The 26036-nt window shown below is 45.3% G+C and carries 23 protein-coding genes; 16 read left to right on the top strand and 7 right to left on the bottom strand.

Translation table 11 applies throughout. The features are described from left to right. Positions 1 to 4 precede the first annotated feature (4 nt). Positions 5 to 3763: an autotransporter assembly complex protein TamB gene (gene tamB, locus HRQ85_RS24305; RefSeq protein ID WP_172380806.1), complete on the bottom strand. Its 3759-nt coding sequence runs from the start codon at positions 3761 to 3763 to the stop codon at positions 5 to 7. Then, entirely contained in the window at positions 3760 to 5472 is a 1713-nt protein-coding gene (gene tamA / locus HRQ85_RS24300) for an autotransporter assembly complex protein TamA (protein ID WP_048605926.1), read from the bottom strand. Before tamA ends, tamB begins: the two co-directional genes overlap by 4 nt. 195 nt (positions 5473 to 5667) lie before the next feature. Here tamA and msrA point away from each other — a divergent pair, with 195 nt between their 5' ends. Continuing rightward, positions 5668 to 6297 (top strand): peptide-methionine (S)-S-oxide reductase MsrA, encoded by a 630-nt coding sequence (gene msrA, locus HRQ85_RS24295; RefSeq protein ID WP_017058899.1) that lies wholly within the window; start codon positions 5668 to 5670, stop codon positions 6295 to 6297. 110 nt (positions 6298 to 6407) lie between these two features. On the opposite strand, the gene HRQ85_RS24290 is transcribed toward msrA, so the two are convergent. Continuing rightward, the gene (locus HRQ85_RS24290) at positions 6408 to 6608 is read right to left on the bottom strand and encodes a DUF1107 family protein (RefSeq protein WP_019821424.1); all 201 of its coding nucleotides are present in this window, start codon (positions 6606 to 6608) and stop codon (positions 6408 to 6410) included. A gap of 253 nt (positions 6609 to 6861) precedes the next feature. Between HRQ85_RS24290 and HRQ85_RS24285 the strand changes: the two genes are divergently transcribed. From HRQ85_RS24285 to HRQ85_RS24255, 7 genes are all read left to right on the top strand, one after another. Beyond that, positions 6862 to 7413, top strand: a complete 552-nt coding sequence (locus HRQ85_RS24285) for a YtfJ family protein (protein WP_172380805.1) — start codon at positions 6862 to 6864, stop codon at positions 7411 to 7413. A gap of 90 nt (positions 7414 to 7503) precedes the next feature. Further along, the gene (locus HRQ85_RS24280; protein ID WP_172380804.1) at positions 7504 to 7794 is read left to right on the top strand and encodes a DUF2607 family protein; all 291 of its coding nucleotides are present in this window, start codon (positions 7504 to 7506) and stop codon (positions 7792 to 7794) included. Positions 7795 to 7835: 41 nt separating this feature from the next. Then, a complete protein-coding gene (gene zrgA, locus HRQ85_RS24275; protein ID WP_172380803.1) occupies positions 7836 to 8558 on the top strand; it encodes a zinc uptake protein ZrgA in 723 nt (240 codons plus the stop codon). 140 nt (positions 8559 to 8698) lie between these two features. Next, positions 8699 to 9415, top strand: coding sequence for an ABC transporter ATP-binding protein (locus HRQ85_RS24270; RefSeq protein ID WP_172380802.1), 717 nt, complete (start codon positions 8699 to 8701; stop codon positions 9413 to 9415). Further along, positions 9412 to 10671, top strand: a complete 1260-nt coding sequence (locus HRQ85_RS24265) for an ABC transporter permease (protein ID WP_048605937.1) — start codon at positions 9412 to 9414, stop codon at positions 10669 to 10671. Before HRQ85_RS24270 ends, HRQ85_RS24265 begins: the two co-directional genes overlap by 4 nt. A gap of 14 nt (positions 10672 to 10685) precedes the next feature. Continuing rightward, the gene (locus tag HRQ85_RS24260; RefSeq protein ID WP_017058892.1) at positions 10686 to 11201 is read left to right on the top strand and encodes a DUF3299 domain-containing protein; all 516 of its coding nucleotides are present in this window, start codon (positions 10686 to 10688) and stop codon (positions 11199 to 11201) included. 514 nt (positions 11202 to 11715) lie between these two features. Then, positions 11716 to 12624, top strand: coding sequence for a TIGR03899 family protein (locus HRQ85_RS24255; protein ID WP_172380801.1), 909 nt, complete (start codon positions 11716 to 11718; stop codon positions 12622 to 12624). Positions 12625 to 12787: 163 nt separating this feature from the next. On the opposite strand, the gene cysC is transcribed toward HRQ85_RS24255, so the two are convergent. The 4 genes from cysC to cysD form a co-directional block, all read right to left on the bottom strand. Further along, entirely contained in the window at positions 12788 to 13408 is a 621-nt protein-coding gene (cysC, locus tag HRQ85_RS24250; protein WP_172380800.1) for an adenylyl-sulfate kinase, read from the bottom strand. A gap of 24 nt (positions 13409 to 13432) precedes the next feature. After that, a complete protein-coding gene (locus HRQ85_RS24245) occupies positions 13433 to 15157 on the bottom strand; it encodes an SLC13 family permease (protein WP_017067554.1) in 1725 nt (574 codons plus the stop codon). Between the two features lie 65 nt (positions 15158 to 15222). After that, positions 15223 to 16653, bottom strand: a complete 1431-nt coding sequence (gene cysN, locus HRQ85_RS24240) for a sulfate adenylyltransferase subunit CysN (RefSeq protein WP_172380799.1) — start codon at positions 16651 to 16653, stop codon at positions 15223 to 15225. A gap of 19 nt (positions 16654 to 16672) precedes the next feature. After that, positions 16673 to 17617, bottom strand: coding sequence for a sulfate adenylyltransferase subunit CysD (gene cysD, locus HRQ85_RS24235; protein WP_258954156.1), 945 nt, complete (start codon positions 17615 to 17617; stop codon positions 16673 to 16675). Positions 17618 to 18031: 414 nt separating this feature from the next. Here cysD and HRQ85_RS24230 point away from each other — a divergent pair, with 414 nt between their 5' ends. From HRQ85_RS24230 to HRQ85_RS24195, 8 genes are all read left to right on the top strand, one after another. Next, positions 18032 to 20008: a bifunctional 2',3'-cyclic-nucleotide 2'-phosphodiesterase/3'-nucleotidase gene (locus HRQ85_RS24230; RefSeq protein WP_052880340.1), complete on the top strand. Its 1977-nt coding sequence runs from the start codon at positions 18032 to 18034 to the stop codon at positions 20006 to 20008. 283 nt (positions 20009 to 20291) lie between these two features. Beyond that, positions 20292 to 20879 (top strand): DedA family protein, encoded by a 588-nt coding sequence (locus HRQ85_RS24225; protein ID WP_172380798.1) that lies wholly within the window; start codon positions 20292 to 20294, stop codon positions 20877 to 20879. After that, the gene (locus HRQ85_RS24220; protein ID WP_052880338.1) at positions 20876 to 22009 is read left to right on the top strand and encodes an ATP-grasp domain-containing protein; all 1134 of its coding nucleotides are present in this window, start codon (positions 20876 to 20878) and stop codon (positions 22007 to 22009) included. Before HRQ85_RS24225 ends, HRQ85_RS24220 begins: the two co-directional genes overlap by 4 nt. 19 nt (positions 22010 to 22028) lie before the next feature. After that, the gene (locus tag HRQ85_RS24215; RefSeq protein WP_048618622.1) at positions 22029 to 22571 is read left to right on the top strand and encodes a hypothetical protein; all 543 of its coding nucleotides are present in this window, start codon (positions 22029 to 22031) and stop codon (positions 22569 to 22571) included. A 2-nt stretch (positions 22572 to 22573) separates the two neighbouring features. Beyond that, positions 22574 to 23323, top strand: a complete 750-nt coding sequence (locus HRQ85_RS24210) for an NRDE family protein (RefSeq protein ID WP_052880337.1) — start codon at positions 22574 to 22576, stop codon at positions 23321 to 23323. A 12-nt stretch (positions 23324 to 23335) separates the two neighbouring features. Continuing rightward, positions 23336 to 23773 carry a YHS domain-containing (seleno)protein gene (locus tag HRQ85_RS24205; RefSeq protein ID WP_052880336.1) on the top strand — a complete coding sequence of 146 codons (438 nt, stop codon included), beginning with the start codon at positions 23336 to 23338 and terminating at the stop codon, positions 23771 to 23773. 10 nt (positions 23774 to 23783) lie between these two features. Then, positions 23784 to 24227, top strand: coding sequence for a hypothetical protein (locus HRQ85_RS24200; RefSeq protein ID WP_052880335.1), 444 nt, complete (start codon positions 23784 to 23786; stop codon positions 24225 to 24227). 12 nt (positions 24228 to 24239) lie between these two features. Beyond that, positions 24240 to 25994 carry a lysophospholipid acyltransferase family protein gene (locus HRQ85_RS24195; protein WP_172380797.1) on the top strand — a complete coding sequence of 585 codons (1755 nt, stop codon included), beginning with the start codon at positions 24240 to 24242 and terminating at the stop codon, positions 25992 to 25994. Positions 25995 to 26036 lie beyond the last annotated feature (42 nt).

Here is a 26036-nt window from a genome sequence, read left to right as displayed (position 1 = left end):
GGCTCTACTCGAACTCAAATTGATACAGAAGGTCCACAGCACTGTCTAGGCCAGAAACAGCTTCAACATAGAGATCCTGCATCAATCGATAACGAACAGTAAACTCACCGAGCGAGTTGAAGATACCCACACCATACTTCACCTGTAAGCCTGGCAGGATGTAGCCACTTACCGTCACCTGAGAGTCATCGCCAGAGCCTGCGGTATCCAGTTGCAAATCTTGTACACCAAAGGCTTCACCAATTTCGCCGACAACCTTACCACTCTTCGCCAAACTCAAACCGATTAAGGTCGTTGTCATCGAACCGCTCGACTCACCGTCGATATCTTGGCCACGCAAAATATAAGACAGCGCGTTCGCTTGTGGCATTGCTGGATCAGAATAAATCTCGATGGTCGGCTCTGTCGCAGGGCCTGTCACTCGAATACCTGCGGTCACGTCATCCTGAGTATTATCAGGATTACGAATCGCGTTGATGGCTACATACGGCTGATCCGGTGGTCCATTCATTAGAATCTTACCCTCTTCGATCAACAGGTCTTGACCGAATGATTGGTAAGTACCATCGACGATGTTCACTTCACCTGTAATAAATGGACCTTGATCTTTTTGAGCCACGTTGAGCTTACCGACCAAATCACCCTCAAGACCGAAAGCAGACAATTTAAAGTCATCACCAATGGAGATATTAATATTCGTCATCACGTTGAATGGGATCGTATCTTCGTTTTCTGGCTCTAGATCTTTATTCAGAATAACCTGATCAGAAGAGACGCCAACCGCTGACGGTGGTAAGTCTTCAACAACAATTCGTCCCCATGGTAATGCAATATCACCGGTAATTTTCGCCAGCTCTGGTGTGACATCAATGGTCATATCAGGCACGACCTTGACCTTGACCATCGGTGGGATATCAACCATCAACTCATCAGCGAAAACTCTAACGTTAGAGTGCCATGCTTTAAGATCTTGCCAATCTCCGGTTCCCTCAATATCAAGGTGACCATCAGGCGTTTCGACATTCGCATCCAGTTTTGCACTATAACCATCAAAGTCGAGGTCAATGCGGCCATCTTTAACATCAACAGGCGTAACGTCGCCTTTCACTTGAATACCATCAACAGAGAATTGACCAAAGACTTGAGGGTGCATCAAAGAGCCTTTAACTTGAAGATCACTCTCAAGGTCGGCTTTCAATAAGCTGTATTCACCTAGAATTGGTTGTAAGAAATCAAGATGGAACGTGGTCAGCTTAATTGCCGCATCGACCATTTTGTCTTCGGCAAGAATATTCGGTAACGACACCGTACCAGACAGGTCACCATTGTCGGAAACATCCAACTTAAAATCGGCATCCAGTTTGTTGTCTTTCAGTTGAGCATTCAATGCAACGCTTTCCCAGCCCAGTGTGATTGGCTCACCCACTTGTTGAACAACCTGACCTTTCGGCATATCAACGCTTACCGTGACCTCAGGCTCACCTTGTTCAGACCACTTAGCATGAGCGGTTGCATTGACTAAGCCCTGTAATTGCGTCTCTTTAGGCACAAAGGCTTTAATCTGCTCGAAATCGAATTGATTGATGGCCACTTTGGCCTCACCCGATTTTCCGACACGAACGTCTTCATCCAAACACACGCTCGAACCCGATTGTTTCCAACAGTGCGCTTGCACATCGGCAAACTGTTTATCGACATCCGCCTTTATCGCGACAGGTTGATCTAACACCCAAGGACCTTGCTGAGTGGTGATTTTGACTCTGTCTAACGATCCATCCCAAATAATAGAAGGCTTTTGAATCAACTCACCAGAGATGGCCAAACTTGTCGACACGATGTCGGATATCACATCAAGTGTCACTGTGTGTTTCTTCTCGCCACCACTCACCGTGAGATCAATGCTTTCCACGCTTTGCTCTTGATAGGTTAAGTTCTTAGCTTTTAGTACAAGTTCGGCTTGAGCCTCAGGTAATGGCAGAGGAACCACAGAGCCATTAAGCGACAAAGATTCGAGTGTTGCTTCGTTATTCCAATCTACCTTATCCACATTTAGAGCGAGATCGACTTCAGGCTCTTTCGTTGGACCACTTAGCTGGATGTTACCAATCACTCTGCCTTTCAAATCAGGGACACTTTTTGCAAGCTCAGGGAAGAAGATCTCAACGCCCATGTCCCATTGCTTATCAAGTTGCCCCTGTGCCTTAATCGAGTTAACACCATGAGCCAAGCTCAAACCGCTGGTTTTCAGCTTTGGTTCACCGCTCGCGCTGCGATCTGACGCTGACAATTGTCCTTCGATATCCAGAGGGTATTCTCGCAAGATCCCTTCAATCTCCAATTTAGGCAGTTCAATCGCCCAGCCGCCCGCTTCCGTCAACTCACCTGAGGTGACGATGCTTCCGCTAATGTTGCCCTCGGCTTCTGGCCACTGCAGACCCGGTTGAATATCTTTGAGTGTCACGTCAGCTTGCCAGTTAACGAGACTCTTCCAGTTCGCTTTAACGACACCGTTAAGTTCACCGCCTAGCGTGTTCAGTTTTAGACGCTCGAGCTCAATCTGTTCTGTCGTGCCTTTACCCTGTAGATCGATGGCTAACTCAGGAATGTCCTTACCATCGGCTTCACCTTTAAGTAGAACATTGAAACCATCTAGTGAGCCATCAGCTTTGAATTGCTCAATTGTCGCTTGGTAATCGCTTTTTCCGGTAAGGGGCCATTGCGCTTGCCCGCCCTCTAAAAGAAGGTCAAATGGGAAAGTCGGCTCTAAGGGTTCGATATCCCCAGACAACTTTGCCTCAATCAGCTCAGAAAATTGGGAATCTAGGTTTAGCTTAGCCACGCTGCCTTGTGCTTTCAGAGACAACTTCTGACCAGCAAGGTCGGTTTCTTTCACTAACGCATCCAAAGAAAGCTCTAACGGATAACCGCTCTTGAGCTCAACCTTAGTCGTTAGGTTTGCACTGGCTTGTGGCATATCGAGTTCGAGAGTTGAAACATCAACCGTGTGTTTGCCCGCGCGAGCTTCTAGCCCAAGGTGGTTCACAACGATTGGTGTTTCTTGTTCTAAGGTGAAACGGTTAAGATCAAAACGCTCCAACACAACCTGTAAAGGAATCCAGACTTCCGGCAATTCAATAGCCGTTTTCTCGGTAGCTTCTGGCTCAACCTTTTCTGCTTGCGGTTCTTCTGTCGACTCCGCGAGTTTAACCTTAAGATCATTGAATAAGGTTGGCGATACCGTTAGCTTCTCGCCCTGCATGCTCAAAGCCGTAGAGAACAGGCTCCATTCAATTTCATGCCCTAAGATATTCAACTTGATATCAGATAAAGCGATACGGTTGATTACGATTGGCAGCGGTGTTTTTACCGATGTTACGGGCGGAGTCGGTTCTGTTTCTTCTGTAGAGGCAGGAGGCAGCTCAGTAAATGCGAAGTCCAACCCTTGAATCGCTAAACGATCGACACACAGCTTAGGGTCGAGCAGACAGCGAGGATTAATAGCCAAGTTCAGCTTTTTAACCTTGGTGTCGATATGAAGGCTATCATCTTTGAACTGGACATTATTAAGCGTAAAACTTGGAAAAAGTGCCCCTTTGGTGCTTTCCACTTTAAGTTGTGGCAATGCTTTTTCAGCACCCCACAGCACAGTGTTCAACCCTGGGTTGGTGAACAAAACAAAACCTAGCAGGGCTACCAACAACAGCAAAATAGACGTCAATGAGATCGACGTCCACTTAATGAATTTGCCCATCACTTTGATCATAATTCTGGCCCTAAACTAAAGTGTAACTGGAACTCATCACCTTTTGCTGCATCTAGACCCCAAGCAAAATCTAAACTCACTGGACCAACAGGTGACGCCCAACGAACACCGACACCAGTGCCGTGTTTCCATTCAGGTTTATCATTAAATGCATCACCAATGTCGTAGAATGCCGCTCCCCACCAGTTTCCAACCAAGCGGTATTGGTATTCAAACGAACTGGTTGCCATGAATTTTGCACCCGTTAGTGCACCACTTTCATCTCGAGGAGAGATCGACTCATAACCATAACCACGAATGCTATTGTCACCACCAGCAAAGAATCTTAGGGAGGGAGATAGCTTATCAAACTCGTCAGCAAAGTTGCCGCCAAATTGAAGTCGAGTTAAGCCTCGGTGATTGTCGCCAATGCTTCGAATCCAAGCGGTTTGACCTTGAAAACGGACAACCTTAGTTGCAGATAACAAGGTATCATCAGCAGCTTCAAACATAATAGTTTGTTTGTCGCCCCACATCGGCATCGAACCACCTCGTGTTCGAGTGCGTGAGAAAGCAATACCCGGCAGCACAAATTGCGCCAAGTCATCCTGCAAACCTTGCTCATAGTTTTCGACCAAGTATCGAATGAACACCGTGCGTTGCCAGCCATTATCCAGACGCCAATATCTTTCTAGCGCTAAGTTTGATTCCAAACTCTTGGTATCACGATTATCCAAATTCTTCATACCATACTTAACTTGGTAGTAGTCATTAAGTACGTCATCCAATGGGATTTTATAAGCAGCCGTGATCGTCTGCTCAGGCTTCGAGATCGACAAGCTACTATTAAAGCTATGGCCTCGATCATTCACCCAAGGTTTTTTCCATTTGAGAGTGCCTTTCACACCAAGGTCGGTTGAGACACCGATACCGGTTTCGATTTGGTTACGAGCTTGCGGAGCAAGGCTAACCTTCATCGGGATTTCTCGGCCTTCGCCTAACTGGCTTAAATCTGGTTCAACAAATACCGAGGAGAACCAATCCGTATTAGACAGGTTTTGGTTGTACTCACCGACTTTGGTGATTGAGTAAGGTTCGCCATCCTCAAATGGTTTAAGTGACTGCACCTTATCTTCTTCTATCTGGCTACCAGTAACCTGAGTAGTACCAAAGTGATAGCGGATACCACTGTTATAATGAAGACGAACATAAGCGCGATTCAATTCAGGAGCCACTTCTAGCTTACTAAGATCATAAGCACCATCGAAGTAGCCTTTCGCTAAGCCAAGGTTGCGGATCGACGATTTCAAAGAGTCATAATTACCATGATTCAGAGTCGAACCTTTAGACAAGCTACTCTTCGCTATCAAGGCTAAAAAGTCTGGGTCATCTTTGGCTTCACCCGTCAGAACGATATCTGAAGTATAAATAACAACAGGCTCTCCCGGCTCAACCGTAACGGTCATTTCGGTATCATCTTCGGAGTGAGTAAATGTGATTTTAGGGTGGTAGTAGCCTAACGCATTCAGAGCTTCTTTAATCATAGATTCCAAGCGGGATTGGAATCTTAGTGAAACCGAATACTCTTCTTCAGGGATCGCACTCAGATAAGCATCAACATTATCCTCAAGCGCTCCATCTAGCCCTTTGATTTCAAGGGAAACGTCAGCGAAAGCGAGCGTCGATGACAATAGAGTGCCAATCAGAACTGGTAAAGTTTTTCTTATCATGTTTAATTGGTGAAGAAGTTATCAATACGTTAATAAGTGAAAAGAAATAATACCGCTAAATAGGCATTGAGTCTGTAATAAATCCTGGAATAACACGGTCTAATTTAAAGACTTATTCAATATTGACCAACAGTTAATATGAACCCACGTTAAATAAAAGCCAGCGCGGTAAACGTATGCGAAAAGGAATATAACATGCTAAACAAACAACAACTGGTTTCTGCAGCAACCGCACTACCGGGAAATGCTGATCCAATTCGAATCACTGAGCGCCATTTCGTCAATCAAACCGACCTGCTCGATGCGCCTACGGGCTCTCAACAAGAAGTCCTGTTTGGTATGGGATGCTTCTGGGGAGCTGAGCGCTTGTTTTGGCAATTGGATGGCGTTATTTCAACATCCGTTGGTTACGCTGGCGGTTACACGGTTAATCCCACTTATGAACAAGTATGTACTGGGCAAACCGGCCATACCGAAGTCGTTCGTGTCATATTTGATAGTGAACAAACCTCTCTAGCTCGAATACTTGAGACCTTTTGGGAGCGTCATGACCCAACTCAAGGAATGCGCCAGGGCAACGATTTAGGGACTCAGTACCGTTCTGCGATTTACACCTTCAGTGAAGAACAACAGTCTATCGCTGAGCACTCTAAACGTGAATATCAACGAGCAATGACTGAATCTTTAGGCAACGAGATCACGACGGAAGTTCTGCCTGCTGGAAAATATTTTTTCGCAGAAACCTACCACCAGCAATACCTAGCTAAAAATCCGAATGGGTATTGCGGGTTGGGTGGAACAGGTGTCTGCTTCCCTCCACAATAAAGGGCCGTTCGACATACCAGCGAGAACGACACGCATTAAAAAAGGGCTTCCAATTAGGAAGCCCTTTTCATTGTTAATCTATTCGGTGCAAACAAATCGATAAAGCGCAGTTACACCGGCAACGCTGCAATCGTGCCGTTAACTTCTTTAAAAATAGTGAGCTTTTGTTTGTCTGAAACTTCAGGAAGAAGCACCTTGCCTTGGTCGAAGCGAAACTCTCCAACACCTTCAATAGCAAATTGGCCTTTGAACAAGACTTTAACGAAACGCGCCACCTGATGTGGACGGTAAGTAGAAAATTTTCTTAACATAATACAACCTCAATTCCATTTGAGTACTTCAGTCACATACCTGAACAGCGTCGCTGTTCAAAGCACATTTAATCGCTAATTCCTTTAGCAAACAGCAAGATAATCTATTGTTCATCTCGATATTGATGCATTATACCTTTTGGTAACAAGCCTGCAACTTCTTTCTACGTCGTACGATAAAAAAGTTAAAGAGGCATTTTTCAAATTTCATATTATACTTCCTGTGCAAACCAATAAGCGGAACAAAAATATAATGAAAAACAAAACTCTACTGGCTTTTCTAGCCGCAGCCTCTCCACTCTTCGCCAATGCTCACAACCTATCAGTAGGCACTACCCTGCCTGCCGTCGATGTGAGTAACTACGGTGAGATTGTTCTAAACGACGGAAATACTGGATATCAAGCTTGGGCAACCAATGATCTTCTAGGTAAAGTTCGCGTCGTTCAAGCTATCGCTGGCCGCAGTAGCTCTAAAGAGCTCAACGCACCACTGATGGCAGCCATTACCGCATCGAAATTCTCAGAAGATAGCTACCAAACCACTACCATCATCAACCAAGATGATGCGATTTGGGGTACTGGGTCTTTTGTTAAGTCGTCTGCCGAAAGCAGCAAAGAAGAATTTCCATGGTCTTCTATGGTCCTAGATGAAGACGGTGCCGTTGCGTCATCATGGGCTCTAAAAGAAGAAAGCTCAGCGATTATCGTTCAAGACAAGCAAGGTAAAATCTTGTTTGTAAAAGAAGGCGCATTAAACGAATCAGAAGTCACTCAAGTCATTGAGTTGATTAAAGCGAGTCTTTAATAAGATATTCGCGTCTTTTTCGAGACCTAACCAAAGGATATTGTTATATTGTAACAGTATCCTTTTTTAATTCTGTGGTTAATTATCCTGATGTGGCAAAACACACCCAACAATGTGAAACGCAAAACCTGCTTTTTGCTAGGGCTGATGCTTATGCTAAGCCTGTTAGCCGCAACACATATTGTGGATATTCACCCAGAACACCACACTTCGCATCAATGTGAGCTGTTTTCACTTAATCAGTTCATCACAGCGCATTCACTACCACAGATTCCAGAGTTCCATTCGGAATTTACTGTCGCTATCACAGAGTCAGTAACTTCACTACAGCGGCTATATTTCGCGTATTTAGCTCGCTCACCTCCTGTAAAGATCGCTTAAATACTACTACTTTTTAATTAACCTTTATTCAGGAAAAACACATGAAACCTACTATTTTAGCCGTTGTTATCGGCATGACTGTCTCTACAAATGTTCTAGCTAACGAAGAATTCCGCTCTCATGGCGCACATGTACATGGTCAAGTTGAAGTAAACATCGCGCAAGATGGGCAAGAACTGCTTGTTGAAGTAACAGCTCCTGGCGCAGATGTGGTTGGCTTTGAACATGCTCCAGAAACTGCAGAACAGAAAAAAGTGTTTGAGCAGGCTATCGCACAATTAAACAAGCCAGAAGAGCTGTTTAGTTTTAACAATGCGAGTTGTACTCTGAAGTTCAAGTCAGTGGCAAACACCTTAGAAGGCGATCATGACGACCATGAAGGCCATGACCATGCGGAACACGGCCATGACGACCACGAAGGCCATGACCACGCTGAGCACGATCATGACGACCACAAAGACCATGACCACGCTGAGCACGATCATGACGACCACAAAGGCCATGACCACGCTGAACACGATCATGATGACCACGAAGGTCACGACCACCACGATCATGAAGGTCATGACCACTCTGAAGGTGGCCACGGTGAGTTCACTGTTGAGTACCACTATGAATGTTCAGACGTTGCTAAGCTAGACACAGTTAGCACTCAGTGGTTCTCTAAGTTCAGCAACACTGAAAAAATGACGGTGAACCTACTAACAGACACAGCTCAAGTACAAGAAGTGCTTAACGCAGAGCGTATTAGTTTCCGATTCTAATCACTCCTAGATCGGATTAAACGTAAATAAGCAGCCAAGTAAGTACCTACTTACTTGGCTGTTCAAATCGGTGTGCTCTAGGGAATTTATGCTTCTAATTGCTGTCCAGTAGATACACCGCTTTAATTATTGGAGCTCGCATGTCTTCTGACAGTTCATCACTTGTGGTCAAACTCGAAAATATCAGCTTTCGTTGGAAGCCTGAATTACCACCAACACTAGAGATCCCTTCTCTGCACATCCAAGCTCAAGAGCACCTTTTCATAAAAGGGCCAAGTGGTTGTGGCAAATCTACATTGCTAGGGCTGCTGACTGGAATCAACCAAGCCGAGCAAGGTGAAGTTTCTATCCTTGATCAAGACCTCACTCAGCTTACACCTCGTCAAAGAGATAAATTCAGAGCCGATCATATTGGTTATATTTTCCAGCAATTTAACCTGCTTCCTTATCTATCAGTTATCGATAACGTGACGCTTCCTTGCCAGTTTTCACAGATTCGTAAACAACAAGTCGCTGAAGGCCAGAAAAGCTTACAAGAGACGGCTCGAGAGTTGTTAATCCGATTAAAGCTACCTCAAGCTTTAATGGACAAGCCCGTTACCGAGTTGAGCATCGGTCAACAGCAACGTGTTGCTGCCGCTCGCGCTTTGATCGGCCAACCCAAAATCATTATTGCCGACGAGCCAACCTCAGCTTTGGATCATGACAACCGAGAAGCTTTTATCGAACTATTGCTAGAACAAGCCAACCAGGCAGGTTCTACTCTTATCTTTGTTAGCCATGATCCAACATTAGAAAAGTTGTTCACTCGAACCATAGATTTAAAAACCGTTAACCAAGCTAAGGTTGTCGTATGAAAGTAATTACTCACTTAGCCTTAAAAAGCGTACTCAACCGTAAAGCCACGGCTATTCTCACTATTCTCACGGTAGCGGTATCTGTCATTCTCTTGCTCGGCGTAGAACGCGTTAGAACCGAAGCAAAAAGCAGCTTCGCCAATACGATTTCAGGTACTGACCTTATCGTTGGTGGCCGTTCTGGTCAGGTCAACCTGCTGCTTTACTCAGTATTCAGAATCGGTAATGCGACCAACAACATCGACTGGAAAAGCTATGAAGAATTTAGCCAGCACAACGCAGTAAAGTGGGCGATACCAATCTCATTGGGCGATTCACACAAAGGCTTCCGTGTAATGGGTACAAACCATAGTTACTTTGAAAACTATCGCTATGGAAGTAAGCAACCACTTACTTTCCAGCAAGGTAAAGAGTTTAATCAACTATTCGACGTAGTGATTGGTGCCGATGTTGCGAAGAAGCTAGATTACAAAATCGGTGATCAAATCATTCTTGCGCACGGTATCAGTGATGTTGCGTTTAGCCGTCACGATAATCTGCCCTTCAAAATTGTCGGAATACTGGCACCAACCGGGACACCAGTAGATAAAACCGTGCATGTTTCGTTAGAGGCTATTGAAGCGATTCATGTTGGCTGGGAGTCAGGTGCCAACCTAGGACACACACCGGATGCCGAAACCTTAAAGACTTTTGATTTCCAACCGAAGCAGATTACCGCGATGATGCTCGGGCTGAATTCGAAGATTCAAACCTTCGCACTGCAACGAGAAATCAATAACTACCGCCAAGAACCTTTAAGCGCCATTATGCCGGGCATTGCGCTTCACGAATTGTGGGGAATGATGGCTGTAGCAGAACAAGCACTACTGATTGTTTCAGGGTTTGTCGTCGTCGCCGGTTTATTGGGCATGCTCAGTAGCCTACTCACTAGCTTGCAAGAAAGGCGTCGAGAGATGGCTATCCTACGTGCGATGGGCGCAAGACCTCGTCATGTGTTTGGTTTACTTATCAGTGAAGCCAGTGCGCTAACCTTCCTTGGCATTACATTAGGTGTTGCGGTGTTGTTTGCGCTGATCGCAGTGGTTGCTCCTATTGTGCAACAAAGCTATGGTATCAACATATCGATATCCGCAATCACACCGCATGAGTGGAAACTGCTTATGCTGGTACAAGTTGCCGGAATCATTATCGGCTTTATTCCCGCTTTCAGGGCTTACCGCCAGTCATTGTCTGATGGCATGACGATTCGAATCTAAAATAGGAACCTACGATGCAACGCAAATTCCTACTAATACTTGGGCTACTTCTGTTCCCATTTATCAGTACAGCTCACGCTGAAACCACTCAGAATGACGAATCGGTATTAACACTTGAATGGATTGATTTGATTCCGGAATCAGAGCGCGCTCAGCTAGATTCATTTGGTATGCCGATGGTTGACCACAATAGTATGGACAAACCTCAACAATCGACACTTGGTGCTGTTCGCCCAGAATTGAATGGCAGCACAGTAAAGATTCCTGGCTTTGTGATTCCATTGGAAGGTGATGAGAATATGATCACTGAGTTTCTGCTGGTACCGTACTTTGGCGCATGTATCCACGTGCCACCGCCGCCACCGAACCAAATTATCTACGTGAAGTTCCCGAAAGGTGCACCAATACAGCAGTTATGGGATGTGATCTATTTGGTCGGAACGCTGAAAACTGAGTCGATCAGCCATGACTTAGCGCAAACCGGTTATCTTATTGAAGGTACTGCGATTGAAGAATATGACGACATGTAGTCGTTAGAAGGGTGGCTCAAGGATGAGCTGCCGTCACTGAACGAGTGTGATCATTCAATAACAGTTTAATAACTATAATTTTATTCTGAATTACGCGATGTAATTAGACAAGTAAGCTAGAACAGCGACATAAGTCGCGAGTAATAACCCTATACTAAGCTGTTTCTTCAGCTTGTTATCATTGACTTGATTCATAACTCCTCCTTGAGAATTACAACAAATTTAACATTTTATTATCATTAGCAAAAGTAAAATTTTGTTGAAACCTTCAACTCTGCACGCAAAATCTAGCCACCAATAAAATAAAGAGTTACATTTTAGACAGTTATACCAATCACAATAAGTAAGTGTTCAGAAATAGCGTAGGAAAAAGGCTTGAGAACAAGGCGGAGCTTTTTGATAAGTAGTTATTCTACAATCAAAAATTCTAACGCAGTTATCGAGCGTTTTAACAAGCTAGAGCGAGCCATTATTTACTACGATTGGTCTTGAGTCGTCTCCTAACGGTACTCTTATGTCAGAAACCAAACAGCCAGTGATCATTGAGCATGCTAGCGATACACAGCAAAAGCATGAGAAAAAGCCTCATATTGCCGACAGTGCCAGCAGAATGCTGCACATCGCACAAAGCTTCGGCCTCGACGCCTTAATTAGTCATAGTGCAAAGCCAAACGATAAAGCAGAGAGTACGCTTATCGAACGGGCACTATTGCGAGAGAAAAAACGTAGAGAACTTCGCCAAAAAAACCTAGAACAGATTCTAAAGTTGGCGCACTCTTCGTGTAAAGATGAAGCGGCTGGAGACCCGGATCAGGACTGGCTATATCGTTTCTTCGACATGGCACAAGAGATCCACAATACATCCATGCAAAGGCTATGGGCTCAAGTACTGAAACGAGAAGTCACCAACCCAGGCTCGACTTCGATGAAGGCACTGCAAATATTAAAAGACATGACGCCAAAGGAAGCACTGACCTTACAAAGAGCAGCTTCATTAGGCTGCAGTTTTGGTAGCGATAACAGCAGAAAGCTCTTACTCGGCTTTAAATCTCATGCTGGGCTATTCAGCTTTGGTAAAAGGGATACCACCAACACCATCAACCTTGGTGGGCACAACCTGCCCTACTCTAGCTTACTCCACTTGATAGAGCTCGGGATTATTCTGGGCACAGAATTAGAATCAGGAGAGATTGATTTCGATCCAGCCCTGCACCTAACCTATCAAGGTAAGAGCATGTCACTGGCACCATTATCAAAAGGCGTGAAGCTGGTTTACTACCGATTCAGCCCTACAGGCAATGAGCTTTGTACCTTGCTTGGCAACAAGCCAAACACGCAATATTACGACCAACTGATTGCACTATTGAGCCAGAAATTCACAGTACAGACAGAAGTGAAAAGCAGCGTAAATTACACCGTCTAGACACTCGACGGAGCTAAAATAGACGGTGTAAAAAGTGAAGTATTGAGAGGAATAAAGAGAATCTAGAGGATAGGTTTCTTGTCTCGGTAAACCAAGGCTGTACTACTTATCAGTCATGAATAAGTCGATAAGTAAGTGGACAGCCTTAGTCATACCAACGATCTCAATTGGCTAAAATATTACGCTTCTCCAACGCATCAATACACAGTTCGACCAATTCATCGAGTGTCTTCTCACCTGCGGGTAGATCAATTTCAGGATCCTGAGGCGCTTCGTACACTGAACTAATACCTGTAAAATTCGGGATCTCTCCAGCACGTGCTTTCTTATACAGACCTTTAGGATCACGCTGTTCGCAAACCTCTAATGGCGTATTGACGAACACCTCAAGAAACTCACCTTCCGGCAATAAATCTCTCACGAGTTGCCTTTCAGCTTGGTGCGGAGAAATAAAAGCTGACAGCACAATTAAGCCTGCATCTGCCATCAATTTAGCAAGCTCACCAATACGACGGATGTTCTCTCGACGATCTTGCTCAGAGAAGCCAAGGTCACTACATAATCCATGACGCACATTGTCGCCATCCAATAAGTAAGTATGGTAACCAAGCTGTGCCAAGCGATTTTCTAATGCGCCAGCGACTGTCGATTTACCAGAACCAGACAACCCCGTGAACCAGAGCACGGCTGGCTTTTGTGATTTCAGATCCGCGCGAAATGTTTTATCAATCGAGTGTTGATGCCACACAACATTCTCATCTTTGGGTTTGAGTACTGCGGTCATAATTAGTCCTTTAAATAAACAGCATTAAAATGGGAAAAAATAAGGAATTAGGGTCAGCACCAAGCCCGAATATACAATCGAGATTGGAATGCCGATACGTAGGTAATCCGTTAAATGGTAATTACCTACGCTATAAACAAGTAAGTTGGTTTGATAACCGTATGGAGAGATAAAACTGGCACTGGCACCAAACAGTACCGCCATGATGAACGGCATAGGGTCAACGCCATAGCCTACTGCCATACTGTAGCCAATCGGAAATGAGAGTGCTGCCGCCGCATTATTGGTCACCAGTTCAGTTAACACCAAGGTCATGAAATAAGTCGCGACTAATGCCCCGAAGACACCCCAACCATTAAACGCCTCCATGAACATCAGCCCCATCCGCTCAGACAAACCCGATGAAATCATCAGTTGAGCAATAGACAGAGCAGAGCCCACGATCACCACAATATCGACTGGGAAACGGCGGCGGAGCTCACCCAGCTGTACCACGCCAAATGCCACCAGCAACAGTAGAAAACCAGCTAAGCCTTTGATAATCGGTACTGCATCGATAAGGGCTAAACCAATCACACTGGCAAAGCCGAGCAACACGAACGTCGATTTGTCGGCATCAAGCTTGGCACTCGAATCTAAGTCATTCATCAACACAAACTCTTTGTTGTGTTGTTGGCGCTGTTCTTCAAAGCGTTTGCCGGGAACCAAAATTAAGGTATCACCAGCGGTCAATGTGATGTTACCAAGGCCACCTTCAAGGCGTTCATGGCCACGACGAATTGCAACCACAACCGCATCGAAACGGTCTCTAAACTGGCTAGTTTTCAGGGTTTTGTTACAGAAGCTTGCCGATGAACTCACCACAACCTCAACAAAGCTCTGGCCGTTAAGGTGGTGCTGGCCAAACAGAGTCAGTCCTTGGATTTCTTGCAGTGTCGCCACACTCTCGACATCGCCACAAAACAGCAGTCGGTCACGAGCTTGAAGTATGAAGTCAGGGTCTATAGACGCTGTTGTTTTACCGTCTCGAATCACTTCCGCTAAGAACAATTTTCTCAGAGCTCTAAGATTATTTTCGCTGACGCTGCGACCAACTAACGGTGAGCCGGGCTCAACTCTCGCTTCTAGAAAGTAAGGCAAATCATCTTGGGAACCATCATCGTAGCTTGGTAAGAAGTAACTCAGAGGGATAAGGATCAAAACACCACCGACCAAGACAGCTAAACCGATCAAGGTCGGTGTGAAAAAGTTTAAGCTCGGCAATCCCGCATCTTCAACAAAGCTATTGATGATCAAGTTAGTTGAAGTGCCGATCAATGTCAGCGTTCCACCTAAGATGGCAGCGTATGACAAAGGGATAAGTAGTTTAGATGGCGCATGTTGCTGATTACGTTTGATCGCTCCGATCAAAGAGACAACCACCGCCGTATTATTGGTAAAAGAAGAAAGTAACGCTGTGGAAATACCCAACTTCGCAACCACGGTGCCTAGCCTACCCTCAGAGATATTGCGGCTAACCCAGCTGATTAAGCGAGTTTTCTCCAACGCACTTGATGCGAGGATCAGAAGAATTAAAGTCAGTAACGAGGAGTTAGTGAAGTTATTGGCTAAGCTCGACAAGTCGATCATGCCAGCCATAAAAGCAATAAACGCCGCGCCAGCAAAGATAAAGCTTGGCTTAATACGGGTAACGAGCAGGCAAGTAATGATGCCGAGCAAAATCGCTAATACAAATCCTTGTTGCCACATATACCCGTCCTTTATGGCGGAAACGATCGGTTTCCGCCTGATTCAATAAGCTGTTACTTGGTCGTTTATGACTTGAGTAGTTGGCTTAGATCTTTGGCATCCCAATGAGGGAAATGTTTGCGAACCAATGCGTTGAACTCAAGTTCAAATGCAGAGAAGTTACCGACTTGCTGTTCAACAGAGTCCAAACGGTCTCGAATCAAACCCGCGCCAACCGTCACGTTGGTTAGTCGGTCGATAACGATGAACCCACCGGTATCGGCACTCTCACGGTATTTATCCAGCGCGACAGTCTCGTTCAGTGACCATTCACACAAACCAATGCCATTCAATGGCAACTCATCGACAGCGTGAGTCGACAGGTTATTGATGTCATATTGGTGACGAACAGTTTCAACCTGACCGACGGTTTTCTTGCCTGCGATCTTGATGTCGTAAGCTTTGCCCGGTTGCAGTGGTTGCTCTGTCATCCACACAATGTCAGCCAATACGTGGTTAGTAGATTCAATTTGCGCGTTTTCCAACACAATCAAATCACCACGACTGATATCAATCTCATCTTCAAGGGTTAGCGTTACCGCCAAGCCCGCTTGCGCAGATTCCAAATCACCATCAAAAGTCACGATGCGTGCAACCTTAGAAGTTTTGCCTGACGGCAGTGCTTTGATTTCATCACCGGCACTGACACGGCCAGAAGCGACTGTGCCTGCAAAGCCACGGAAATCTAAGTTCGGACGATTCACATACTGCACAGGGAATCGGAACTCACCCGCAGAACGTTTTTGATCGATGTCGACGTTCTCTAACACTTCTAGCAGAGATGGGCCTTCGAACCATGCAAGCTCTTTACTTGGTGCAGCAACGTTGATGCCTTCAAGTGCCGAAACTGGCAAGATTTGAATGTTAGTTTCACCTTCTAGGTTTTCTGCAAACTCTAGATACTGATCGCGAATCTCTTCAAAACGATCTTGCGAGTAATCCACCAGATCCATCTTGTTTACAGCAACAATGAAATGCTTCAAACCAAGTAGGTTAGAAATAAACGAGTGACGACGTGTTTGATCCAGCACGCCCTTACGAGCATCAATCAAGATCACCGCTAGATCACACGTTGAAGCGCCTGTTGCCATGTTGCGCGTGTACTGCTCATGCCCTGGGGTATCAGCAATAATGAATTTGCGTTTTTGCGTCGAGAAGTAGCGGTAAGCTACGTCGATGGTGATGCCTTGCTCACGTTCAGCCTGCAGGCCATCAACAAGCAGTGCCAAATCAGGTTTCTCACCTGTGGTACCCACTCGTTGGCTATCCGAGTGAACCGCCGCTAGCTGATCTTCATAAATCTGTTTTGTATCATGGAGCAAGCGACCGATTAGCGTACTTTTACCATCATCTACCGAGCCACAAGTTAAAAATCTAAGCATAGATTTATGCTGATGCTGACTTAGATAACCTTCAATCCCTAGTTCAGCCAATTCGGCTTCTACTGCACTATTCATTTTTTCTTTCCTTAGATTCTTAGAAATAACCTTGGCGCTTTTTCAGCTCCATAGAGCCCGACTGATCATGGTCAATCGCTCGACCTTGACGCTCACTAGACGTCGCCACCAGCATCTCTTCAATAATGCCTGTTAGCGTATTCGCCTCAGATTCAACCGCTCCGGTTAGTGGGTAACAGCCTAAAGTACGAAAACGAACGCTTTTCTCTTCAATCACTTCACCTTCTTGCAGCTCCATGCGGTCATCATCAACCATGATCAGCATGCCATCACGCTCAACAACTGGGCGTTTATCAGAAAGGTAAAGCGGAACAATATCGATGCTCTCTAGGTAGATGTATTGCCAAATATCCAGCTCAGTCCAGTTTGATAATGGGAATACACGAATGCTTTCGCCCTTATTCACCTGACCGTTGTAGGTGTGCCACAACTCTGGACGTTGATTTTTTGGATCCCATGTGTGGTTCTTATCACGGAAAGAGTAAACACGCTCTTTCGCTCGAGATTTCTCTTCATCACGACGCGCGCCACCGAAAGCCGCATCGAATCCATACTTGTTTAACGCCTGCTTAAGGCCCTGAGTTTTCATGATGTCTGTGTGTTTCGAAGAACCATGTACGAATGGGCTACAGCCCATCTCGATACCTTCAGGGTTCTTATGTACCAAAAGGTCAAAACCGTACTTTTCTGCTGTGCGGTCACGAAACTCAATCATCTCGCGGAATTTCCAATCCGTATCAACGTGTAATAATGGGAATGGAATCTTGCCTGGGTAAAACGCTTTGCGAGCTAAATGAAGCATCACAGAAGAATCTTTACCGATGGAGTACATCATCACTGGGTTATCAAACTCAGCCGCCACTTCACGGATAATATGAATACTTTCCGCTTCGAGCTGTTTTAGGTGGGTTAAACGTTCTTGGTCCATTTCAGTGCTTCCTTTAAGGCTCGCGTTACGAGCAATTCATTACTTGGTCTTGCCAAGCATGGGATTTAACTCATCCACTTGAGTGAATGGGAGTATTGGCACTAGAAGAAAACAGAAGCTTCGTGTTGAGCTATCCTTGCTATTCGTCTGCCTGATACGTCCTTGATATAGGCATTATGACGAGCCTCTCATATTACTGGAAATTCTAAAATTTCATTTTTTATTCGAAAAGCTGATAAGGGATTTAATTTATCGATAAGCAGGTGAAATGAATGGACTAATATTATCGATATCAGTTGCGCATCGATTAAGCAGGTTTGGGAGGCGTCTTGCAGAACACCATAAAGTAATCGATCTAAGTCACGAATTCACATTCGTTGTAATCATTGTTTCATTCCATTTTGTTACATTACGCAACGAATTTTCTACTATCCACTTTGGAGCTACAAAATGAAAGTTGCAATGAAACCTTTGTCATTGGCTGTACTTGCGGGTCTTGGTTTGACTCTAGCAGGCTGTACAACAACACCAGATACCGATGAAGTGATTAAACTACGTGTCGTAGAGACAACGGACATCCATACCAACCTAATGGATTACGACTACTACAAAGACAAGCCATCGAAAAAAATCGGCTTAGCACGTACTGCAACTCTAGTAAAAGAAGCTCAAAGCGAAGTAACCAACAGCGTATTAGTTGATAACGGTGACTTGCTGCAAGGTAGCCCAATGGGTGACTACATGGCAGACAAAGGCATCGAAGCGGGCGAAGTTCACCCTGCATATAAAGCAATGAATCAACTAAGCTACGACGCTGCAAACCTAGGTAACCACGAATTCAACTACGGTCTTGAGTTCCTAGAAGAGTCGATCAACGACGCTGATTTCCCATACATCAGTGCTAACGTTTACGACGCAGAAACTAAAGAACACTACTTCACACCTTACATCATCAAGACGCACACGTTTGAAGATACTGCTGGCGTAAAACATGAAGTAAAAGTCGGCTACATCGGTTTTGTTCCACCACAAATCATGACGTGGGATAAGAAGAACCTTGAAGGCAAAGTGATCGCTCGTGACATCATTGAGACAGCTAACGAGTTAGTGCCTCAAATGAAAGCGGAAGGCGCTGAAGTAATCGTTGCTATCCCTCACTCAGGCGTATCAACTGACCCGTATAAAAATGGCGAAGAGAACTCAACGTTCTACCTATCTGAAGTAGACGGCATTGATGCAATCGCATTCGGCCACTCTCACGCAGTGTTCCCAGGTAAAGGTTTTGATGACATCCAAGGCATCGACAACGAAACTGGCACAATGAACGGCGTTGCGGCAGTAATGCCAGGTCGTTGGGGTAGCCACGTTGGTGTTATGGATCTAACACTTGCACAAAAAGACGGTAAGTGGGAAGTCGTTAAAGGCCAATCAGAAGCACGCCCTATCTACGACAAGATCGAGAAGAAATCTCTTGCTGCGGCTGATGAGGGCATCGTAACAGCACTAGAAAAAGACCACGCAGGTACTCGTGAGTTTGTTAACCAACCGATTGGTAAAGCAGACGATGTGATGTACAGCTTCCTATCTCTAGTGCAAGACGATCCAACAGTACAAATCGTTAACCTTGCACAGAAAGATTACGTTGAGCAGTTCATCCAAGGTGACCCAGACCTAGATGGTACGCCAGTACTTTCAGCAGCTGCACCATTCAAGGCCGGTGGCCGTAAGAATGACCCAGCAAACTTCACTGAAGTTGAATCTGGCCAACTGACATTCCGTAATGCAGCTGACTTGTACCTTTACCCGAACACGCTAGTCGCGATGAAGGTAACAGGCCACGAAGTAAAAGAGTGGCTTGAGTGTTCTGCTGGTCAGTTCAACCAAGTGGATGTTAACTCAACAGCACCACAACAGTTGATCGAGTGGGATAACTTCCGTACTTACAACTTCGATGTTATCGACGGTGTTGATTACCAAATCGACGTAACTCAACCTGCGAAATACGATGCGAACTGTAAAGTGGTTAACCCTGATTCACAGCGTATTGTTGGCCTAACTTACCAAGGTAAGCCAATCGACATGAAGCAAGACTTCCTGATCGCAACCAACAACTACCGTGCATACAGCGCTAAATTCCCAGGCACAGGTGAAGACTTCATCGCATTTGATGCACCCGATGAGAACCGCACTGTTCTTGCAAACTACATCTCTCGCGTAAGCAAAGAGCAAGGTCAAGTAAGCCCAACGGCTGACAACAACTGGTCATTTGCACCAATCAAAACAGATAACAAACTAGATATCCGCTTTGAAACGTCGCCAAGCGAGAAAGCAGCAGAGTTCATCAAAGAGAAGGGTCAATACCCGATGAAACGTGTTGCGACTGACGATGTTGGTTTCGCTGTTTACCAGATTGACCTAACTAAATAGATTGCTTAAGTAATCCATAGTTAACCTTCTAAAGGCTGAGTTTAACAACTCAGCCTTTTTCTTTTCTTCTCAATATTCACTCCAAAACCTTACGTTTCTAACCCTTTAACATCCTCTAATTCTGCACCGAAACCGCAAAGTTCAAACCACTCATTGCATCCAATCAACACAAAAAAGCGCTAATTGTCTGTAAGTTTTTCTCTGCTCCTCGTGTCTATTTAATTTACTACACTCAATGAATGGTCATTAAGCCATTCATTTATAGGATAGATAAGGACATTTGATGAGCACCGTCGAGAGCATTCAAGCATGGTTAAATACAGGAGAGGAATCGCTGCTATGGCTGATGCTTGGCATTATTGCACTTTCTTACCTGCTTGAAGATCTGGCGATTGTTACCGCTGCAGGCTTAGCCACTCAAGGGATCATGCTTCCTCAATATGCATTGCTTGCCATTTTCATCGGCATTGCCACAGGTGATCTCGGTCTCTATTACTTAGGCAAATCAGGACGTTATTTCCGTGGCGTTCGATATAAAGCCCTCACCAATAAGTACTTTCGTTCGTTTCGTACCAAATTACGCCAAAACGCATTCAGCAGCCTTTTTGTTATCCGCTTTATTCCTGGGCTACGCACCGTTGGTTTTACTCTGAGTGGCTTTTTCGCCATCCCACTGCCTACTTTCTTGTTTGCCGTCATCAGCGCAACTGCGCTCTGGACTGGCATTGTCTTCTCTGCCATCTACTATTTAGGGACATCAGCGTGGCTGCAAGCCTCTGAATATCAATGGATCATCATCCCGTGTGCCATCGTTTTGCTGTTTATCGGCAATCGATTAATGAATAAAACCTACTCTAGAGGGCTATCATGAGTTCACCGCAAGATATTCGCATCATTCCCGCACATCAAATTAATGCAGGCATGCCTCTGCTTGAAAAAGATACCGTGCGCAGTGTCTCTCCTTATGAGTTTCTTCCGACTTGGTTCTTCTACACGCCAGTGGTCATTCAAAGCCTGATGCAAGGGTTACGGCACTTTGACTGGGCACTTCCGCTCATCGCCAATCCAAGCATTAAGTTAAGCGGCATGGTCGGCGAATCAAAACATGAGATATTGAGCCTTGCCGGGTCTTCAAGTCAGCGTTGGATCTCACCGTTTATAACCCTAACCAAAACCGATCTCAGTAGTAAAAAACAAGCCGAAGACGCACGCAGCGCACTCATACAATCAGATCTTGATTTCCCTATCGTGGCAAAGCCGGATCTTGGCTGTCGAGGTGTTGGCGTAAAGCTGATCAACACACAAGATCAACTTGAGCAGTATGTTAAATCTTTCCCAAATAATGCTCGCTTTCTACTGCAGAAAAAGGCGCCTTATCAAGCGGAAGCGGGTGTTTTCTATGTTCGTTATCCAAACAAAAAGCAAGGTGAGATCATCTCGATCACACTCAAATATGCGCCAATGGTGATGGGTGATGGCAAGTCGACACTCAAACAGTTAATTGAAAACAGCCCGCGCGCAGGGCAACTCAGCCACCTCTATTTGCCAAGGCATGAAGATAAATTGGATCAAGTTCTCGCAGAGGGCGAAGAGTTCCAACTCGCGTTTGCAGGCAGCCATAGCCGTGGCTGTATCTTCCGCGATGGTAATCAATACATCACTCAGGCTCTAACAGAACGCTTAGACGAGATATTCGACGACTTCGATGGCTTTCACTTTGGTCGACTAGACGTCAAGTTTAAAGACATGCACAGCCTAATGAACGGTGAGGATTTCACGATTCTTGAGGTCAATGGCGCAAGCAGTGAGGCTGGACATATCTGGGATCGCAACACCCCATTACGAGAGATATTTTCTACGCTACTCCTGCAATATCGCATTCTTTTTGATATTGGCGCTCAGCAAAAACAACGAGGCCACCAATCCCCTTCTTTCAAGAGCTTATTTGCGGCGTGGCAAGAAGAGCGACGTCTTGTTCAACAATATCCGACTACCGACTAACTTTGCACGAGGATCATGAATGAACCCCATAGCCCAACCGAGCGCCCTTACTTCTTTCTCTCCTAGCATCAAGGGAGCGGTAGAGATATTGAATCAGGGTCTAGAGTTTTTGTTAGCGATTTCTGACAGCGATTACCTAACACGAGCAAAGCCACACGTTACAAGCTCTATCGGTGAACATACTCGTCACACACTGGATCTTTTTCACGCCTTGATTTTAAAAGAGGATGAGACCGTTGATTACAACACTCGTCGTCGTGGTCATCCTGTCGAATACGACCGCTCTATTGCAGTCAAAGAGATCCACTATGTGATCAACTGGCTTGAACGATTAGACCGTCGAGATCTCGAAGCGCCTATCATGATCCAAACCGAAGTTTCGATGGACGCTCAAGTATTCGCAAGCCTGCCTTCAACGCTCGAAAGAGAGGTCACCTTTGCCGCACTGCATGCCAATCATCATTACGCGATGATCAAGGTGATCACCACCTTCCTAGACGTCGAGACCTGCAACACCTTTGGTTATGCCCCAACCACCAACAGCTATCTGAGGGAGCAATAATCATGTGTTCAGTATCTTGGCTGCTTGAAGAGAATGGTTATCAGGTCTTTTTTAATCGTGATGAACAAAAAACACGAGCACTGGCAATGCCGCCTAAACAATATCGAGTCAACGGTGTCGATATCATCATGCCACTCGACCCAACTGGCGGTGGTAGCTGGATAAGTATTAATGAGTTCGGGCTTTCACTATGCCTACTCAATAACTATCAAGGCATAGTGCCCGTTGGGCCTTTAGTCAGCCGCGGTTTGCTACTTAAAAACCTATCATCGAGTCGTAATATCAGTCAGCTCTCTGAAGCATTTCACAAGCTAGACCTACACTCTTTTGCCCCATTTACCTTGCTGGCTTTCGCGCCCAACCTAACCCAACACAATGGTCTGGTTATCGCCTACATGTGGGATGGTATTCAACAGAAAATAGTCGACACTGATTCTCCACTCTTCTCATCCGGTGTTGATTTAGAGCGAGTGCAAGCTTACCGACAAGCAAAATACGATCAGCTTATGGCAACAGGTAAGAATCAACAGAACTTACTTAAGTTTCACTCTCACCATCACAACGAACAACCTCATTTAGCGACCTGTATGCATCGCGAAGACGCACATACCGTGAGCTTTACACACTTACGTAATCTGCATGGCCAAGCCTCGATGTTTTATGCACCCGGCTCACCATGTGAACCCATTAAACCATGCCAGATAAATCAGCAGCGCTTTACCTTTGATTTATCACCCGCAATCAATCTATAGATGGAGTCCATCATGAGAAAACTATTAACCATGGTTCTGCTACTTGTTAGCCCGTACGTATTTGCTGCCGATGAAATCTACACTGGCTTCTTTAGCAGTAAGGCGCTCGATGGCTACGATACCGTCGCTTATTTCACTTCCGGTAAGCCCGTTGAAGGCAGTAAAAAATTCAGCACTGAGTACAAAGGGGCGGATTGGTATTTCTCTTCTGAAAAGAATCTGACTTTATTTGTTAATAATCCTGAAAAATATGCCCCTCAATATGGTGGCTATTGCGCTTGGGCAGTATCAGCGAAGAGTGATTTTGCACCGGGTGACCCACATCAATGGACGATTGTTGATAACAAGCTTTACCTCAACTATGACCAAGAGATTAAGCAGCGCTGGGAACAAGACCAAGCACAACATATTCAACAAGCCGATAAAGTTTGGCCGCAACTGATTAAGTAAGGGAATAACGATGACATTCACTCCAGCCAAACATATCCCTGCGGCATTTATCGCGTTTGTGTTTATTCAGTCGCTGTTCTTTAAGTTCACTGGCTCATACGAGACAGAGCATATCTTTGGCACACTCGCGACATGGTCAGGGCTCAGTTGGTTCGGCTCGTTTGGCGGTTACTTGATTGGATTCGCTGAATTGATTGCGGCCATTTTGCTGTTCACACGTTGGCATGGCCTGGGTGCCATTATGAGCGTGGGAATTATGAGCGGAGCGATATTTTTTCACCTGTTTACGCCGCTCGGTATTCAGATGCCTGAGTTCAATGCAGCGGGTGAAATTATCGGTTACGACGGCGGATTATTGTTTGGCATGGCATGCCTAGTATGGTTATGCGGTGCGTTTTTAAGTGTGAAAGATTTCAAGAATCAAGACGGTTTCCTAAACAACTTTATTCAATAAGGTAGCTTCATTATGATTGATAGTCCTTTTCGTTTACCACGTTACACGCCTTTTGGTTTAGGTGAGTCTGTTGTCGAGTGGGCAACTGGGCTATCTAAGCTAGACCGACTCTATCAAGATCGGCCAAACGAGTTATCTAGCTTTGAATTCATGCATCACACCCTGTCGGCGCTCAATATCGACTACTCGGTTTCATCTGGCACCACAGAGAATATCCCAGAAGAAGGGCCAGTGGTGATTGTGGCTAACCATCCGCTTGGCGCCATTGAAGGCGTGATCCTTGCCGATCTCGTAGGATCAGTAAGGAAGGATGTGAAGGTGTTGGCGAATGAGTTACTTAAGCGCCTGCCTGAGCTGGATGATCTTTTCATCGGTGTCGATGTCTTTAACAGTAAAGAATCAAAACGCACCAATGCCAAAGCGATTCGAGATGCCAATCGTCATTTGGCTGATGGTGGGCTTTTGATTGTATTCCCAGCAGGTGAAGTATCGAGCTACCGTAAAGGGGCGAAAACACTGACAGACATTGAATGGAGTAAATCAGTCGCGAAGTTCGTTAAACGTCATCAAGCCACCACGGTGCCTATCTTTATCAATGGTAAAAACAGCGAGCTTTTCTACCAAGCAGGACGAGTTCATCCACTATTACGAACCGCTCTACTCGGCCGTGAACTTCTGAATAAACAGGCGACGACTATCTCTATCTCGATTGGCTCTTCGATTCCGTATTCAGAGATAAAATCGTTTGAAAAAGAGATGGATATCGTCAACTACCTACGACTCAATACCTACCTAATGAGTCAACAAGACAGCCGGAGCACGCCAATCCACGCGCCCTCTTTCGATACCCAAGTGATAGCACCTATTACGCCAGAAGTGTTGGCAATAGAGGTCGATTCTCTTCCGGAAGAGATGAAGTTACTTGAGCAAGGGGACTTCGAGGTCTACTGCACGCCTAGCCAATCTATTCCTAACTTAATGCGCGAGATTGGTCGAGTAAGAGAAGAGAGCTTTAGAGAAGTCGGAGAAGGCAGCGGGCTAGCCTGTGATTTAGATGAGTATGACCTTTACTACCATCAACTGTTTGTATGGAATAAAACCAAGGCAGAACTGGTTGGCGCGTATCGACTCGGTATGGTCGACAAACTCATCGCTGAGCACGGGCTTGATCAGCTCTACTCTCGTAGCCTGTTTAACTACAACCAAGAATTCATTGATACTCTAGAAAACAGCATTGAGCTTGGGCGTTCAGTGGTAAGTAAGCCTTACCAAAAGAGCCTGAACTCACTGTTACTATTGTGGAAAGGCATCGCGACCTTCGTGTCTCGTCACCCTCAATACACCCATCTGTTCGGCCCTGTCAGTATCAGTAATGATTACAGCCACAATGCGCGTCTGTTGATCGCGACCACCTTATCAATCCACCATTATGATGAAGAAAAGGCGAATTTGGTTTCACCTTCGTCACCACTCAATACCAGCAGTCATGTGTTCTGGCAAAATCACCTACTCTCTTCATTAGCAAGTGTGCCTCTGCTCTCTAAAGTGTTAGCACGCATGGAGCAAGGTAAAGGCCTGCCGGTGCTGCTGCGCCAATATCTAGGGATGAACGGCAAACTAGTCTGTTTTAATGTCGACCCATCATTTAATGATGCCTTGGATGGCTTGATTGTGGTGAACCTTAAAAAGGTACCACTGAAGACTCTGGGTAAATACATGGGCAGAGAGCTTGCTCAAGATTACCTAGAGCAACACGCACGACGTTGATTTATCCCGCTCTGTACCTCTCTCCAAATAAGTGCGATGATT

The sequence above is a fragment of the Vibrio sp. Vb339 genome, from assembly GCF_902751245.1.
Taxonomy (GTDB): domain Bacteria; phylum Pseudomonadota; class Gammaproteobacteria; order Enterobacterales; family Vibrionaceae; genus Vibrio; species Vibrio coralliirubri.
This window is presented reverse-complemented; position numbering and strand designations above follow the sequence as displayed.